Here is a 16145-nt window from a genome sequence, read left to right as displayed (position 1 = left end):
ACGTCATCATGAGAATTACCCCCGGCATGAGCGCCGACAACGCCATCTACAACCTGCAGCAGGGGCGCACCGCGATCGACCAGCTCCAGGAACAGATCGCCTCGGGCTACAACATCAACCGCCCCAGCGACGATCCGCTTTCCACCAGGCAGCTTCTGGACCTGCAGGAGCAGATCGCCTCGGGGGACCAGTACAGCTCCAACATCACCAAGGCCGAGACGCTTTTGAACGTGACCAACACGTCGCTGACCAGCATGGCCGACCTGATGCAGCAGGTGAAGAAGATCGCCGGCGACATGGTGGCCGGTACCCTGGACGCCGCCGGCACCGCCAGCGCGGTGACCAACCTGACCCAGTTGAAGAGCCAGCTGATGGACATGGGCAACACCCGCCTGGGCGACCAGTACGTTTTCGGCGGCTTCTCCACCAGCCAGCCCTTCAGCTCCACCGGCGTTTTCAGCGGCACCACCGACATTCCGCAGGTGGAGATCGCCCCGAACAGCACCGTGGGCACCACGGTGTCGGGCGCCGACCTGCTGTACGGCGGCAAACCGGCGGCGACGGTGGGGAGCGGGGCCACCGCGGGGCAGGGGCCGGTCAACATCCTCGGCTCCATCGACGCCCTGATCCTCGCCATCAACAACAAGGACAGCGCCGGCATCCTGGACGGGGTCAAGAACGTCAAGGCGGGCGCGGACCAGATCACCGTGGCCCAGAGCGACGTCGCCGGGCGCCTGGTGCGCCTGGACAACATGAAGAGCATGATCGCCAACAACCAGAACACGCTGAAGACGGTCTTCGGGGACATCCAGAACGTGGATTACGCCAAGGCGGGCGTGGTGCTCTCGCAGCAGACCACCGCCTTCAACGCGGCCTTGTCGGCCACCTCGAAGCTGAGCCAGCTCTCGCTTTTGGACTACATGAAGTAGTGTTGCCGCGTACCCCCGCGCCACTCAGGGCCGTGTGAGCTGGCCAGGCTCGCACGGCCTTTTCAATTTCTTTTTTGACGCAGGGCGGTGATAGCGCTAAAGCTTTCGGTGCTGCATCCGAAAAACAAACTATCTGCCGCAGTCCCGAGGGGGAAGAAATGGTCAAGGTGACAACACGAGACGGCACGGAGATGTACCTGAACCCGGACCTGATTGAGCTCATCACGGAGACCCCGGACACGCACATCACCCTTTCCAACGGCAACCGGTACCTGGTGCTGGAGCCGGCGCGGGTGGTGATCAGCCGGATCGTCAACTTCAAGGCGCACGTGTTCCGGCACGCCTCGTCGAGCGTGGCCCGGCGCTACCTGCGCAAAAGGGATGCGGAAAGCTACCACCCCAACTGCAGGATCTAACCGCTCGCAAGGGAGCGTCTCCAGGATCCAGGAAAATATATGGATTTATCGACCATAATCGGAATCGTCCTTGGGCTGTTCGCCGTCTTCGGCGGCGCGGCCCTGGAAGGGCTGCACATGTCGGCGCTGATACAGCCGACGGCGGCCATCATCGTCCTCGGCGGCACCGCGGCGGCGACCATCGTCAGCTTCCCGCTGCCGATCCTGATGACCGCGGTGAAGGACCTTAAGAAGGTCTTCATGCCCCCGAAGGAAGACCCCGAGTCGGTGATCAAGAACATCATCAACTACGCCGCCAAGGCCCGCAGAAACGGCCTGATCTCACTGGAGCAGGAAGCGCAGACGGTCAAGGATTCCTTCACCAAGAAGGGGATCTCGCTGGTGGTCGACGGCATCGACCCGCAGAAGCTCAGGGAAACCATGGAGATCGAGCTCAGCTCCTTCGAGGCGCACGGCAAGCACAGCGCCGAGGTCTTCGAGTCCGCCGGCGGCTTCGCCCCCACCATCGGTATCATCGGCGCCGTGCTCGGCCTGATCCACGTCATGAGCAACCTTTCCGACCCCTCCAAGCTCGGGGGGGGGATCGCCGTCGCCTTCGTCGCGACCATCTACGGCCTGATGACCGCCAACATCTTCTGCATCCCCTTCGGCACCAAGCTGAAGATCCGTCTCAAGGAGGAGCTGTTGCAGAAGGAGATGGTCATCGAGGGGCTGATCGCCATCCAAAACGGCGAGAACCCCCACTTCATCGAGCAGAAGCTCAGGGCCTACCTGCATGACGGTGGAGAGAAGAAGGGGAAGTAAATGGCTAAGAAAAAGGCCCAGCACGAGAAAGAGCCAAACCACGAGCGCTGGCTGGTATCCTACGCCGACTTCATCACGCTGTTGTTCGCCGTGTTCGTGACGCTCTACGCCATGAGCCAGACCGACAAGAAGAAGGCCGAGGAGGTGCTTGCCTCCATGCGCGAGTCCTTCGGCTACAGCACCACCTCGGCCGGGCAGAAGCCGACCGTCATCGACGCCGGTTCCATGAGCGTCATCCCCTCCATCCACAAGATCACCCAGGCCCCCAAGCGGATGAGCAGCACCAGGACCCGCGGCAGCGAGCAGGATTTCCGGGCCACCAAGGCCTCCATCGAGGCCTACCTGATGAAGGCGGGGGCGCAGAACAAGGTCTCCGTGTCGGTGACCCAGCGCGGCCTGGTGGTGAGTCTGAAGGAAGCCGGTTTCTTCGACAGCGGCAGCGCCACCTTGAAGCAGAGTTCCCTGACCCTCTTGAAGGACGTGGTCGCCTCCCTGGCGAGCTATTCCAACTCGGTGCGGGTCGAGGGGCACACCGACAACAACCCCATCAGCACCGCCGCCTTCCCGTCCAACTGGGAGCTCTCCACCGCGCGTGCCACCAACGTGCTGCAGTACCTCACCAAGCAGGAAGATTTCGACCCCGCCCGGATCTCCGCAGCCGGCTACGGCGAGTACCGCCCGGTAGCCGACAACAGCGACGAAGAAGGGCGCAGCAAGAACCGCCGCGTCGACATCGTCCTCCTCTCCGAACAGAGCGAGCGCAACGAGCCGTAGCGACCAGCGCCGACCAGCGTCCGACTGGTCCGACTGGTCCGACTGGTCCGACTGGTCCGACTGGTCCGACTGGGGCTGTCAAAGAAATGACCCGCCACCGCCTCGCCGACACAAGCCCCGCTTTTCCAACAGCTTAGCCCCCGCCTTGCCGCGCTGGTACGGTAGTTGCTGACATGTAGTGGTCGACCCATCACCACAGAGAGGTTTTCATCCATGAAAGTTTCCATGCCCAGCGGCTCCATGCACGGCTGGGGCATCGCCGGGACCTACCTTGAGCGCGAGATTGCCCAACTCCCCCCGGTGCCCGGGGTGACCCTGCACTGCATGTCGCAGAACCTCGCGCCGCTGAACCCCGAGGCCTGGGACGCCATCAACATCGGCTACTGCTTCTTCGAAAACAGCATCGAGATCCTCAACTTCACCCGCGCCGCCGCGCGCAAGTGGGACTTCATCGTCGCCGGCTCCAAGTGGTGCGAGTACCTGCTGCGCATCGGCGGGGTGAAAAACTGCGGCACCATCCTCCAGGGTGTCGACCCGGAACGCTTCTACCCGGTTCCGCTTCCCCCGGACGACCGCTTCGTGGTCTTCTCGGGCGGGAAATTCGAACTGAGGAAAGGCCAGGACCTGGTCATCGCCGCGATGAAGGTGCTGATGGAGCGCCACAACGACGTCTACCTCTCCTGCAGCTGGGCCAACCAGTGGCCCTTCTCGCTCCTCACCATGGAAAGCTCCCCCTTCATCACCTACCGCCACGACGAGGTCGACTTCCTGGGCGTCCCGGGGCGCTGCGCCCTGGACAACGGGCTCGACCCGGCGCGCACCGTGGTGCACCCGCTGGTGCACAACAACGCCATCAGGGACGTCTTCGCCGGCACGCACGTCGGGTTGTTCCCGAACCGCTGCGAGGGGGGGAACAACATGGTGATGTGCGAGTACATGGCCTGCGGCAGGTCGGTGATCGCCTCGGACACCAGCGGCCACGCCGACGTGATCAACCCCGCCATCGCCTACCCGCTCACCCGCTACCGTCCCATGGTGGTCACCAGCGGCGGCGTGCAGACCGGGGTCTGGGAAGAGCCGGCCCTGGAAGAGATCATCGAGATGCTGGAACACGTCTACCGCAACCGGCACGAGCTCCCGGGGAAGGGGGCGCTGGCCGCGGAGGAGATGAAGAGCCTCAGCTGGGGCGGCGCCGCACGCCAGTTCCACTACCTCGCAACCAAGCTCGCCAACCAGGCGGAGCTCGCCCGCATGCGCAATGGCTAGCCCCATCATGCGACAGTCCGACCAGGCACAGGAATTCGCCCGCGCCCTGGAACTGCAGCGCGCCGGCCGTCTGGCCGAGGCGGAGCCGATCTACCGCAGCCTGGTCGCGGCGGGAGGGGCGCTCCTGCCGGACGTTCGTATCAACCTCGGTGCGCTCCTGGATGACACGGGACGCCACGAGGAGGCGCTCGAGGAGTACCGCGCGGCGCTCGCCTTGAGGGAGGGGGATCCGCTGGCCCTGAATAACATGGGCTCCTCGCTCTTCAAGCTCGGTCGCTTCGCCGAGGCCGCGCAGCTGTTCCGCCTGGCGCTGGCCCAGGTGCCCGAAGCCCCGGAACCGGCCATCGCCCTCGGCGGTGCACTGCAGCGTGCGGGCGACGTCGACGGCGCCATCGCCGTTTTCCGCGACCTGGTGCGGCGCCGCCCCGACTGCGCCGACGCGCATTGGAATCTCTCCCTTGCCCTGCTCATGTCGGGCGAGTTCCGCGAGGGGTGGGCCGAGTACCAGTGGCGTTGGAAAAGGGACGAATTCACCTCCCCCAGGCGCAGCTTCCACGCACCCGCCTGGGACGGCGCCCCGCTCCAGGGCAGGCGCATCCTGGTGCACGGCGAGCAGGGGTTTGGGGATACCATCCAGTTCGCCCGCTACCTCCCCATGGTGGCGCAAGCCGGCGGCACCGTCATCGCTGAGTGCCAGTCGGCCGCGCTGGCGCCGCTGCTGCGCGGCATGCCCGGCGTCGCGGAGGTCTACGTCATGGGCGATCCGCTCCCCTCCTTCGACGTCGAGGTCCCCCTGCTGTCCCTGCCGCACCTCTTCCATACCACCCTGGAGACCGTTCCCAACCGGGTCCCCTACCTCTCACCCCCGCCGCAGCGGCTCGGGCTCTGGCAGGCCAAGCTCTCCGCCGACCCCGGCTTCAGGGTTGGCCTCGTGTGGGCGGGCAAGCCGGTCCCCGATCCCTTCCGCTCCTGCTCGCTGGCGGCGCTGGCGCCTTTGAGCGGCATCCCCGGGGCGACCCTCTATTCGCTGCAGGTCGGCGAGGCGGGCGCCGGCCCGGGGGAGTGCCCCGGCCTCATCGACTTCACCTCTGCCATCCGCGATTTCGGCGACACCGCCGCCCTCATCGCCCAGCTCGACCTGGTCATCTCCATCGACACCTCGGTGGCGCACCTGGCCGGGGCGCTGGGCAAGCCGGTCTGGCTCATGCTCCCCATGGCGGGCGACTACCGCTGGCTGTGCGGGCGCGACGATTCGCCCTGGTACCCGACCATGCGCCTGTTCCGGCAAGAGCGCCAGGGGGAGTGGGGCGAGGTGGTCGAGCGTCTGCGGCGATCCCTCACCGATGCCGTGGCGGACTTCCTGGAGCGGCGGCTGGCCGTGAATCCCTTCGACGGCGGCAATCACTATCTCATGGGCGCCTTCCTCGCCGCCGCGGGGAAGCCGGGCGAGGCGACGGTCCGCTTCACCAAGGCGGTGCAGCTCCTCCCCGGGTGTTGGGAGCCCCACTACGCCCTGGCCCAGGCGCTGCAGCAGATGGGGCGCTTCCCCGAGGCGGAGGCGAGCATCGAGGCGGCCCTCGCCCTGGCGGACGGCCTTCCCCACCTGCACGAGGCGCTGGGGATCGTGAAACAGGTACGCGGCAACCTGGCAGGGGTGCTGCCTCCCTACCGCAGGGCCCTGGAGCTCGACCCCGCCCTGCGGAAGGCGCGCTACAACCTCGCCACCGCCTGCAAGGACCTGGGGCGCTTCCACGAGGCGCTCGCCGAGTTCCGGGAGGTGGCGCGCCGCTTCCCGACGTATGGCGACGCCCACTGGAACCTGGCGGTGCTCCTGCTCATGACCGGAGAGCTTCCGGAGGGGTGGCGCGAATTTTCCTGGCGTTTCAAAAAGAGCAGCCAGGCGCCGCTGCGCCGGTGGCAGGAGCACCCCGCCTGGGACGGGGCGCCGCTGTGCGGCCGGACCATCCTGCTCTACGCGGAGCAGGGAGCGGGGGATACGCTGCAGTTCGTGCGTTACGCGCCGCTCGTGGCCGAGCGCGGGGGGCGCGTGCTGGTCGAGGTGCAGTCCGCGGGGCTCGTGGCGCTGGTGCGCAGCGTGGCAGGGATCGACGCCGTCTTCGCCTTCGGCGACAGCATCCCCCCCTTCGAACTGCAGGCCTCGCTCATGGACCTCCCCGGCATCTTCGGCACCGACCTGGCGGGCATCCCGGCGCGGGTGCCGTACCTGGAGCCGGAGCCTGGACGCCGGGAAGCCTGTGCCACGCTCTTCCCCGCCGATGGGACCCTCAGGGTCGGCCTCGCCTGGCAGGGGAACCCGGCGCACCCCAACGACCTGAACCGCTCCCTCCCCCCGGAGCAACTGGCGCGGCTGGCCGGGATCGCCGGGGTCCGCTTCTACTCGCTGCAGCTGGGCGCCCGGGGCGACCTCGACGTGCCCCTTGCCATGACCGACCTCGCCCCCGCCATCGGCGACTACGCGGATACCGCGGCCCTGGTCAGCCACCTCGACCTGGTGCTCTCGGTGGACACCTCGGTGGCGCACCTGGCCGGCGCGCTGGGGCTCCCGGTCTGGCTCCTGGTTCCCTTCGTCCCCGACTGGCGCTGGCTCCTGGACCGCGACGACTCCCCCTGGTACCCCACCATGCGCCTGTTTAGGCAGAGCGCTCCCGGCGGGTGGGACGCCGTGCTGGAGCGGGTGGTCCAGGCGCTGGTCGAGCTGGTTGCATCCCGGGGCGGCGACACGCGGCCGGCGGCCGGCGACCCGGTGCGGCAGGCCGAGCGCTACAACGACGAGGGGTGCACCCTGGACGGCAGCGGCAGGCAGGCCGAGGCCATCGAGCGCTACCGCCTGGCGATCGCGCTGCATCCCGACTACGCGGCGCCGCACTACAACATGGGGAACAGCCTCTACACCCTCGGGCGGTTTGCGGAGGCGGTCGACTGCTACCGGCGCGCCCTGGCCGTCGATCCGACCCTGGCGCAGGGGTGGCACAACCTGGCGCTGGCGCTCAAGGAGCAGGGTGACCTCGAGGCGGCGCTGCACGCCCTGAAGCGCGCGGTCTCGGTCGCTCCGGACTACCTGGAGGCCCGGCACAACCTGGGGGAGCTGTACCACGCCCTGGGGGATCTCGACCTGGCCCAGTCGACCTTCCGGGACATCCTGGCCGCCGACCCCGGCTACCTTCCCTCCTGGAACGCGCTCGGGATCGCCCTGCAGGCGCAGGAGCGACTGGAGGAGGCGGCAGAGTGCTACCGCAGGGCGCTGGCGTTGAACCCGGACTACCTGCACGCGCTCAACAACCTGGGCTCCGCGAGCCGCGCCCTGGGCGAGGTGGATGAGGCAATGCGCTGCTACCGGAAGGTCCTGGCGCTTGATCCCGATTACGCGGATGCACACTGGAATCTGGCGCTCGTGCAGCTGCAGCTGGGACACTATCGCGAGGGGTGGCAGGGGTACGAGTGGCGCTTCGCCAAGGTCGACCCCATCCCGCGCCTGGAGCTGCCGCGCCCGCTCTGGGACGGCTCCCCCTTAAATGGCAGGACCATCCTGCTCCACGCCGAGCAGGGTTTCGGCGACACCTTCCAGTTCGTGCGCTACGCGCCGCTTCTGGCGGCGCAGGGGGCGACCGTCCTGGTGCAGTGCCAGGCCAGGCCGATCGCGCCCGTGCTCGCCACGGTGCCCGGGGTCTCCTGGGTCGTGGTGCGCGGCGAGGCGCTCCCGGAGTTCGACTGCCACGCGCCACTGATGAGCCTGCCGCACCTGTGCGGCACCCTCCTGGAAACGATCCCGGCGCAGATCCCCTACCTCGCCGCTGACCCGGCCCTCGTGGAGCGCTGGCGCCCCGCGCTCCCGCCGGACGGCTTCCGGGTCGGGCTGGTGTGGGCCGGGAGGAAGAGCTACAAGGACGACCTGAAGCGCTCGCTTACCCTCTCGCTCTTCGCGCCGCTGGCGCGGGTCCGCGGTGTCCGTTTCTGCGCGCTGCAGGTGGGGGACGGGGCGGAGCAGGCCGCCACCCCGCCGCCGGGAATGGAGCTCACCGACCTGGGCGCCGGGATCAAGAGCTTCGCCGACAGCGCCGCCATCCTCACCCAGCTCGACCTGGTCATCTCGGCCGACACCGCCGTCGCGCACCTGGCCGGGGGGCTGGGCGTGCCGGTCTGGGTGCTCCTTCCCATGGCGTGCGACTGGCGCTGGCTCATGGAGCGCGAGGATTCCCCCTGGTACCCGAGCGCACGGCTCTTCCGCCAGCGGCGCCGCGGCGACTGGGGCGAGGTGCTGGAGCGGGCGGCGCGGCAACTGGAGCTGCTCGTGCACCAAAAAGGAGAACGTTAGCCGATGCATCGCTTTGACGAACTGAACCGGGCGCTGTCGGAAAACCGCGTGGACCGGGCCCGGGAACTGTGCCGGGGGCTGTTGCGCGACGAGCCGGACAACGTCGACCTGCTCACCCTCTCCGGCGCGCTGGCGCGCCTTGGCGGGGATACCGCGCAGGCGCTGGAGTGCTTCACCCGGGCGGCCCTCCTCGACCCCGCGCAGGCGGAGCTGAGCAACAACCTCGGGGTGGTCCTGGAAGACCTCGGGCGCTACCAGGAGGCGGCCGGGCATTACCGCCGGGCCCTGGAACTGAAAGCGGCGTACCCGGAGGCCCTGGGCAACCTGGGGAACGCGCTCCTCAAGCTGGAGCGCTACGACGAGGCCGTGGCCCGTTTCTGCGACGCCATTGCCCTCGACCCCGGCTACACCAGCGCCTACTACCACCTGGGGCACGCCCTGCGCGCACAGGGGGAGTGGGAGGGGGCGGCGCGCTGCTACCAGAAGGTGGTCGAGCTGCAGCCGGACCACCTGAAGGGGTGGGTGAACCTTGGGGGCTCGCTGCTCGCTCTCAACCGTTTCGACGAGGCGCTCTCCGCCCAGCGCGAGGCCCTCGCCCTCGAGCCGGAGAGCGTCGACGCCCACTGGAACCTCGCCCTCACCCTCCTTGCCCTCGGGGATTACCGGGAGGGGTGGCGCGAGTACCAGTGGCGCCTGAAGGATGCAGCGGGGACTTTCCCCGCCGAGTTCCTCGGGCGGCGCATGTGGGACGGGGCGCCCCTTGCCGGGCGGACCCTCCTGGTGCGCGCCGAGCAGGGGTTCGGCGACGCCATCCAGTTCTTCCGCTACGCGCGACTCCTGGCGCGCCGCGGGGAGCGGGTGGTGCTCGAGTGCCGCCGCGAACTGCTGCCCCTCTTCGCCGCGCAGGGGGATGACCTGGCCCTGTGCGCCGCGGGGGACGAGCCTCCCCCCTTTGATACCTTCGCCTACCTGATGAGCCTGCCGCACCTCCTCGGGACGACGCTGGAGAACATCCCGCCCCAGAGTCCCCCGCTCAAGGCCGACCCGGCCCGCAGCGCCAGGTGGCGCGCCCTGGTTTCCGCCGGGGAGGAGGTAAAAGTCGGGGTGGTCTGGGCCGGCAGCACCGGCTACAAGCGGGACCGCTACCGCTCGCTCCCGGCGGGGGTGCTGGCCCCGCTGGCCTCCCTGCCGGGGATAACCCTGTACAACCTGCAGCTGGGGGCCAGCGACGAGGACCTGGCCGCGCTGCGCGGGGAGGGGGCGCTCGTCGACCTAACCGGGGCGATCGCGGACTTCGCCGACACCGCCGCCCTGATCGACAACCTCGACCTGGTGGTCTCGGTGGACACGGCCGTGGCGCACCTCGCCGCGGCGATGGGGAAGCCGGTGCACCTCATGCTCCCCTTCTCCTGCGACTGGCGCTGGCTTAACGGCCGCTCCGACTCCCCCTGGTACCCCAGCGTCACCCTCCACCGCCAGGAGGATCCCGGACAGTGGCAACCGGTGGTCGAGGCGGTGGCGAGGCGGATCGCCCCGCTCCCCGGGGTGTCCCGCCAGGACCCGAACCTGTTGTTCCGTGAGGCGAACCGCCTCCGGGAAGTGGGTGACCTGGACGGCGCCGTGAACCTGTACCGCGCCCTGCTGGCCCGGCTTCCGGATTGCGCCGAGGTCTACAACAACCTGGGGCTCGCCCTGCAGGACCAGGGGCTGCCGGCGGAGGCCGAGGCGAGCTACCGGCGCGCCCTGGAGCTGAAGCCCCACCTTGCCGACGCCTACAACAACCTCGGCACGCTGCTGGTCGGTCGCGCGGAGCACGACGAGGCCGAGCCGCTGTTCCGGCGCGCCGTCGAGCTCGACCCGGAGTACCTTCCCGCCTACGTGAACCTCGGTTCCTGCCTGCAGGTGCTGGAAGAGCCGGCGCAGGCCGTCGAGCTGTACCGCCGCGCCATCGGTCTCGACCCGGGCTACTTCGAGGCGCGCATCAACCTGGGGACCGCCTACCAGGACCTGATGCAACCCAAACGCGCCATAGAGACCTATGAGGAACTGCTGCGCCTGGCGCCGGAGCACCCCGAGGCGCACTGGAACCTGGCCCTGAGCCTCCTCTCCGTGGGGGAGTTCCAGCGCGGGTGGCGCGAATACCAGTGGCGCCTGGCCGGCTGCGAACCGGATCTCCCCATCCCGGTCTGGCGCGGGGAGGAGCTCGCCGGGCGCACCATCCTGCTCCAGTGCGAGCAGGGGCTGGGCGACACGCTGCAGTTCATCCGCTACGCTCCCCTGGTGGCGCGGCGAGGGGGAACGGTGGTGGTGCGCTGCCAGATTGCCGGGCTTAAGCCCCTGCTGGCGCGCGTTCCCGGCGTGGCGGCGGTCTGCGCTCCTGGCGATGAACTGCCGCCGTGCGACTGCCAGGTACAGCTCCTCTCCCTGCCGCACCTCTTTGGCACCACCCTGGAACAGATGCCCCCCTGGCGCCCCTACCTCTTCCCGGAGGAGCGGCGCGCCGCGCTCTGGAGGCTCATGCTGGAGCAGGGGGACACGCTCAAGGTGGGGCTGGTCTGGCGCGGCGGGCCGCTCCCCAGGAACCGCGCCTGCCCGTTCAAGGAGTTCGCCCCTCTCGCCGATATGTCCGGGGTGCTCTTTTACTCCCTGCAGCTGGGGGAGGCCCCGGACCCCGGGATCCTCCCCGCCGTCGACCTCGCGGCGCAGATCAACGACTTCGGCGATACGTCCGCCATCCTCGCCGGCCTGGACCTCCTGGTGACGGTGGACACGGCGGCGGCCCACCTGGCGGGGGGCATGGGGGTGCCGGTGTGGCTCCTCTTGCCCTACTCCTGCGACTGGCGCTGGTTCGCACAACGGCAGGACTCGCCCTGGTACCCGACCATGACCATCTTCCGGCAGGAGCGCCCCGGCGACTGGCCCGGCGTGATGCGCCGGATCCGCGCCTCCCTGGAGGAGTTGAAGAGCCAATAATTTGACAAAAATAATCGTAAGGTGGTGCTTTTCCGTTAAAGTTTTGGGCCCGCCGTGTCGATATTCTTTACAAAAGCGCAGGACGCGCCGGCGATGAGGGGGTGAACTTCATCAGTTATTCGCCGTAGGGCAGGATGCCAGACAGTAAAGAAGATAGCGATTCGACACGGTTTTCAACCCGGCAAGAATGCCGGCAAACACCCAGAAAAGGAGAAGTACCATGGCAACTAGCGACATCTCTCTCACCGCAGGCATGAGGACCAACCTTCTCAACCTCCAAGGCACCAGCAAGCTCCTGAACAGGACCCAGGAAAGGCTCTCTTCCGGCAAGCAGGTCAACAGCGCCCTGGACAACCCGACCAACTACTTCGCAGCCCAGAACGCCAACCAGCGCGCCAGCGACCTCGCTGACCGCAAGGACGGCATGTCCGAGGCGGTTCAGACCGTTTCGGCAGCCAACGCAGGTATCACCGCTGTCACCGGCCTGATCAACGCGGCCAAAGGTATCGCACAGTCGGCTCTTTCCACCAGCGACACCTCCACCAGGTCCAAGCTGGCGACCCAGTACGACACCATTAGGAGCCAGGTCGACAACATCTCCTCCGACTCCGGTTACCGCGGCCTCAACCTGCTGAGCTCCACCAACACCCTGACCGTCAACTTCAACGAGGATGCGAGCTCCAGCCTCAACGTCGTCGGCTTCCTGGCCAACTCGAGCGGCCTCAGCCTCTCCGGCGCCAGCAGCAACTGGGCCACCAACTCCGACATCACCACCGATACGGCGAAGATGGATACCGCGATCTCTACCCTGAGGTCCAACACCCAGACCCTGGCGGCGAACCTGAACATCATCACCACCCGTCAGAACTTCACCGACTCCATGATCAACACCTTGCAGACCGGTGCTGACAACCTGACCCTGGCCGACATGAACCAGGAAGGTGCCAACATGCTGATGCTGCAGACTCGTCAGAGCTTGGGCACCACCTCGCTCTCGATGTCTTCCCAGGCAGCCCAGGCAGTCCTCAGGCTGTTCTAGCCCTAGCTTTGCGGAGCGGGGTAACCCGCTCCGCAATCCCTCTTCAATGGGGGTAGCGTATGCTGATAGACCGACTGCAACCAGAGAGCGTTCCAGTCACCACTTCCTCGCCCCAACTCACCTCCCTCTCCAGCTCTGTCCAAAATTCCCAGCCCGAAAAACAGAACGCACAAGACCCCGTAATCGCAGACCAGGTGCTCTTCTCCGGGAAGGGAGATCGCAAGCTGGCGGACATCCGCCTGCAAAACGAGCGGCAAAACAGCGCCGCGGCCGCCATCAGGGAGACCGACAAGGCGGCCCAGGAGTTGGGTCAAAAGATTGACAAGCTGAAGGAACCTCTGGAAACGATAGTGAAAAATTTTCCTCCCTTCGCTCCGCAAGACAAGGAACGGGTCAGACTCCTCAGGAGCTACACGGCGCTCCGCAAGGAGATCGACCAGCTTACCCTCCCTCCCCCTCCATCCGTTATCGAGGCCCGCAAGCAGGTGGCGCTTCCAGAGCCGCTCGGAATGAATGCGGATGACAGTCAAATTGCTGACCACGTAGCCAAACTTGACGCGGCGGCGCAGTCGCTGACGGCGCTGCGCGGCGACATTGCCGCCGGTACCAGCTCCTTTGTGGCCGACGGGCGTTTCGCCCGCATCTTCTCGGCTCCCAAGGGTGCGGAAACACTGGTTTCGGAGCCAATCGCCAGTGATTCGCGCGCGGCGGAAAAAAGCGCCGAGATTGGCCAGCAATTTGCAGAATCGGTTACTCAGGGGGTGGCGCAACAGCACCCTCAATTCCTGAAAGGGTTGAGCTAACCGACATGTCCCTGAAAATTACCTTGAAGAGCAACGAGCGGCTAATCGTAGGCGGCGCTGTGGTCAGAAACGGCGGCAAGGGGACGGTTCTCTTTATCGAGAACACGGTCCCCATACTGCGCGAGAAGGACATCCTGGGCGAGAAGGACACCACCACGCCCTGCAAGAGGGTCTACTTCACCATACAGCTCATGTACATCGACGAGCCCAACGTCCCGAACTACGTCAAGGCGTACTCGGAACTGGCTACCGAGATACTGAAGGCCGCCCCGAGCACCAGGACCTACATCGAGCAGTTGAACGAACGGATCGAGGCCGGGAACTACTACCAGGCACTCAAACTTGCGAAGAATCTCATCGAGTACGAAGAGGAGCTACTGAAAAATGCAAACTAACAACGCGATCAAGGAGTACGTCGGTATCCAGAAGGAGAGCATGTCGGGACGCGAGCTCGAAGCCTCCGTGCTGACCAAGGCGGGGCTGATGCTCAAGGCCGTCCAGGAAAACTGGGACGCCCCGGACCGCGAAGCCAAGATGCTGGAGGCGATAAAGTACAACCAGAAGGTCTGGAGCTTCTTCCAGGCGGAGCTGACCGAGCCGGGGCACCCGATGCCCAAGCAGCTGCGGGAGGACCTCTTGAACCTGAGCCTGTTCGTGGACAAGCGGTTCTTCGAGGTGATGGCTTTTCCGACCGCGGAAAAACTCTCCATCGTCATCGACATCAACTTCAACATCGCCGCGGGGTTGAGGACCAACCCCGAGAACGCGGGGTAGTCGCAGCAGCTGCTCTTCGGGGGGGATCGCCACGCCGTGGTCCCCCTCGATGACGCTCGCCCCGCCGCGTCCTCGCCGCGAGCCCGCATCATCCCGCCCAAGCAGAACATCAAAACCTCGAAACCAAAACCATTAGCCACGGAGAAGATCTGAGGAAATCTGAGAAAGCCTGAAAACACAAGCACGAGACTTTGGGGTAAACCCAAAAGACGTTAGGTTCCCTCAGAAGTTCTCAGATTTCCTCCGTGGCTAGCTTTTCATGGCCTGCGCGACGTCGCCCAAAGCCCGGTCAGCACCGCCTCCAGTTCCCGCGTCACCCCTGCCGCATCCAGAAGCGGCGAGCGCCGCAGTCGCTCCCGTGCGCCCGCCCGGAATTCACGCAGGGTGACGTGGTCCCTGGCCACCTGGCGCGCCATGTCGAGAAACTGCGCCTCGCTCGTCGTCACCAGGTCGGCCAGGCCGCAGTTGGTGAGCAGGCTCGCGCCGGTGCGCGAACAGTGGCGGTCGCCGGAAAGGGAGATCACCGGGACCCCCATCCAGAGCGCCTCGCAGGTCGTGGTGGTGCCGTTGTAGGGGAAGGTGTCGAGTGCGATGTCGACGCGCTGGTACTGCTCCAGGTGCTCCCGGGTGCCGGGCTGCCCCTGGTCCAGCTCGATGCGCTCCGCCGCAACCCCGTGCTCAGTGAACCCGGCCAGGATGCGGCCGCGCACCCCATGGTCCACCAGGGGCTTGGCCTTCAGGAGCAGGCGCGAGTCGGGGATGGCGCGCAGCACGCGGCTCCAGAGCGCGATCACCTCGGGTGTCACTTTCGCCAGGTTGTTGAACGAGCCGAAGGTGATGTGACCGTTGACGCCGCAGGGGGGCGGGGCCAACTCCGGCGCCTCGGCGGGGGGGAGGTAGCAGCAGAAGGTGCGGGGAAGGCGCAGCAGCCATTCGCTGTGCAGGCGGTCGTCGGCGCCGGGGGGATCGGCCAGCGCATCGGTGATGCGGTAGTCCACCTCTTTGAGCCCGGTGCTGTCGGGATAGCCGATCCAGGTGACCTGGATCGGGGCGGGACGATGGCAGAAGACTGGGAGCCGGCTGCCGGAGGTGTGGCCGGCCAGGTCGAACAGGATGTCGATGCCGTCGCCGGCGATGAGGGTCGCGGCGTTGTGGTCGCCCATGCCGTGGATGTCGCGCCACTCGTCGCAAAGCCCCTTGAGGCGCTCGGTGGTCGCGTCGGGAGCGGCGACGTTGGCGTAACAGAAGATCTCGAAGCGGTCACGGTCGTGCGCGCGCAGCACCGGCTCGATGAAGCTCGCCACCGCGTGGCCCCTAAAGTCGGGGGAGAGGTAGCCGACCCTGATGCGGTCGCCGGGATGGGGGCGCGCGGCCGGTTCCTGGCGGGCCGGGCGGAAGGGGCGGCTGCGGGCCGCCTTGAGGTGCTCGGCGTAGATCTCGCGCCGGCCGAACCGCGGCGAGTAGTGCAGGGCGAAAAGGAGGTTCTGCCGGGCGTCCAGGTGGTCCGGGTCCAGGCGCAGTGTCTCCCGGTAGGCCGCCACCGCTTCCAGGCTCCTCCCCTGCGCATGCAGCACGTTGGCGAGGTTGTAGTTGAGGCGCACCGAACCGGGCGCCAGTTCCACCCCTAACCGCAGCAGCGCCTCGGCCTCGGTCAAGCGCACCCCCTCCTTCAGGAGGAGGGCGAGGTTGATGCGCGCCTCCTCGAAGCCCGGCTCGATACGCAGCGTCTCGGTGAAGGCCGCCGCCGCCCGCTCGAGCTGTCCCATCTGCCGCAGCACGGCCCCCAGGGCGTTGAGCGCCTTGGTGTTCTCCGGTTCCAGCGCGAGGGTTTTCACCAGCAACTCGGCCGCCTCCCGCGCCTCACCGTCCTCCCCTTTGAGCACCGCCAACAGGTAACAGGCAGCCGCGACCGGCGGCTCCTGCCGGACCAGCTCCTCGAGACGGGCGCGCGCCTCCTCCTGCATCCCCTTGCGCAGGAGAAGCTCCACGTATTTGAGCTGTGCCTGCCCCTGTGCCGCGTGCTCCTGGCCCATG

Annotated in this window: 12 protein-coding genes; 11 read left to right on the top strand and 1 reads right to left on the bottom strand. The window is 67.1% G+C overall.

Annotation, left to right across the window (positions count from 1 at the left end; genetic code table 11):
- Positions 1 to 8: 8 nt before the first annotated feature.
- The 11 genes from flgL (at position 9) to flaF (ending at position 14111) form a co-directional block, all read left to right on the top strand.
- Complete coding sequence (gene flgL, locus KOL99_RS00975; protein WP_216508612.1) at positions 9 to 929, top strand: flagellar hook-associated protein FlgL; 921 nt, start codon at positions 9 to 11, stop codon at positions 927 to 929.
- A gap of 158 nt (positions 930 to 1087) precedes the next feature.
- Positions 1088 to 1345 carry a flagellar FlbD family protein gene (locus KOL99_RS00970; RefSeq protein WP_216508610.1) on the top strand — a complete coding sequence of 86 codons (258 nt, stop codon included), beginning with the start codon at positions 1088 to 1090 and terminating at the stop codon, positions 1343 to 1345.
- 39 nt (positions 1346 to 1384) lie between these two features.
- Positions 1385 to 2149, top strand: a complete 765-nt coding sequence (locus KOL99_RS00965) for a flagellar motor protein (RefSeq protein WP_216508608.1) — start codon at positions 1385 to 1387, stop codon at positions 2147 to 2149.
- Positions 2150 to 2923: an OmpA/MotB family protein gene (locus tag KOL99_RS00960; RefSeq protein WP_216508606.1), complete on the top strand. Its 774-nt coding sequence runs from the start codon at positions 2150 to 2152 to the stop codon at positions 2921 to 2923. It abuts the gene before it with no gap.
- 213 nt (positions 2924 to 3136) lie between these two features.
- Positions 3137 to 4189, top strand: coding sequence for a glycosyltransferase family 4 protein (locus KOL99_RS00955; RefSeq protein ID WP_216508604.1), 1053 nt, complete (start codon positions 3137 to 3139; stop codon positions 4187 to 4189).
- Positions 4182 to 8522 (top strand): tetratricopeptide repeat protein, encoded by a 4341-nt coding sequence (locus KOL99_RS00950; RefSeq protein WP_236025733.1) that lies wholly within the window; start codon positions 4182 to 4184, stop codon positions 8520 to 8522. The genes KOL99_RS00955 and KOL99_RS00950 overlap by 8 nt, the downstream gene beginning before the upstream one ends.
- A gap of 3 nt (positions 8523 to 8525) precedes the next feature.
- Positions 8526 to 11495, top strand: a complete 2970-nt coding sequence (locus tag KOL99_RS00945) for a tetratricopeptide repeat protein (protein ID WP_216508602.1) — start codon at positions 8526 to 8528, stop codon at positions 11493 to 11495.
- Positions 11496 to 11715: 220 nt separating this feature from the next.
- Positions 11716 to 12534 (top strand): flagellin, encoded by an 819-nt coding sequence (locus KOL99_RS00940; RefSeq protein WP_216508600.1) that lies wholly within the window; start codon positions 11716 to 11718, stop codon positions 12532 to 12534.
- Between the two features lie 59 nt (positions 12535 to 12593).
- Positions 12594 to 13337, top strand: coding sequence for a hypothetical protein (locus KOL99_RS00935; RefSeq protein ID WP_216508597.1), 744 nt, complete (start codon positions 12594 to 12596; stop codon positions 13335 to 13337).
- A gap of 5 nt (positions 13338 to 13342) precedes the next feature.
- Entirely contained in the window at positions 13343 to 13732 is a 390-nt protein-coding gene (locus KOL99_RS00930) for a flagellar biosynthesis repressor FlbT (RefSeq protein ID WP_216508595.1), read from the top strand.
- Positions 13722 to 14111, top strand: a complete 390-nt coding sequence (gene flaF / locus KOL99_RS00925; protein WP_216508593.1) for a flagellar biosynthesis regulator FlaF — start codon at positions 13722 to 13724, stop codon at positions 14109 to 14111. Before KOL99_RS00930 ends, flaF begins: the two co-directional genes overlap by 11 nt.
- 257 nt (positions 14112 to 14368) lie before the next feature.
- Here the strand turns inward: flaF and KOL99_RS00920 are convergent, their stop codons facing one another.
- Positions 14369 to 16144 carry an O-linked N-acetylglucosamine transferase, SPINDLY family protein gene (locus KOL99_RS00920; RefSeq protein WP_216508591.1) on the bottom strand — a complete coding sequence of 592 codons (1776 nt, stop codon included), beginning with the start codon at positions 16142 to 16144 and terminating at the stop codon, positions 14369 to 14371.
- Position 16145: the final 1 nt, after the last annotated feature.

It is taken from the genome of Geomonas azotofigens, assembly GCF_018919395.1.
GTDB lineage: Bacteria > Desulfobacterota > Desulfuromonadia > Geobacterales > Geobacteraceae > Geomonas > Geomonas azotofigens.
This window is presented reverse-complemented; position numbering and strand designations above follow the sequence as displayed.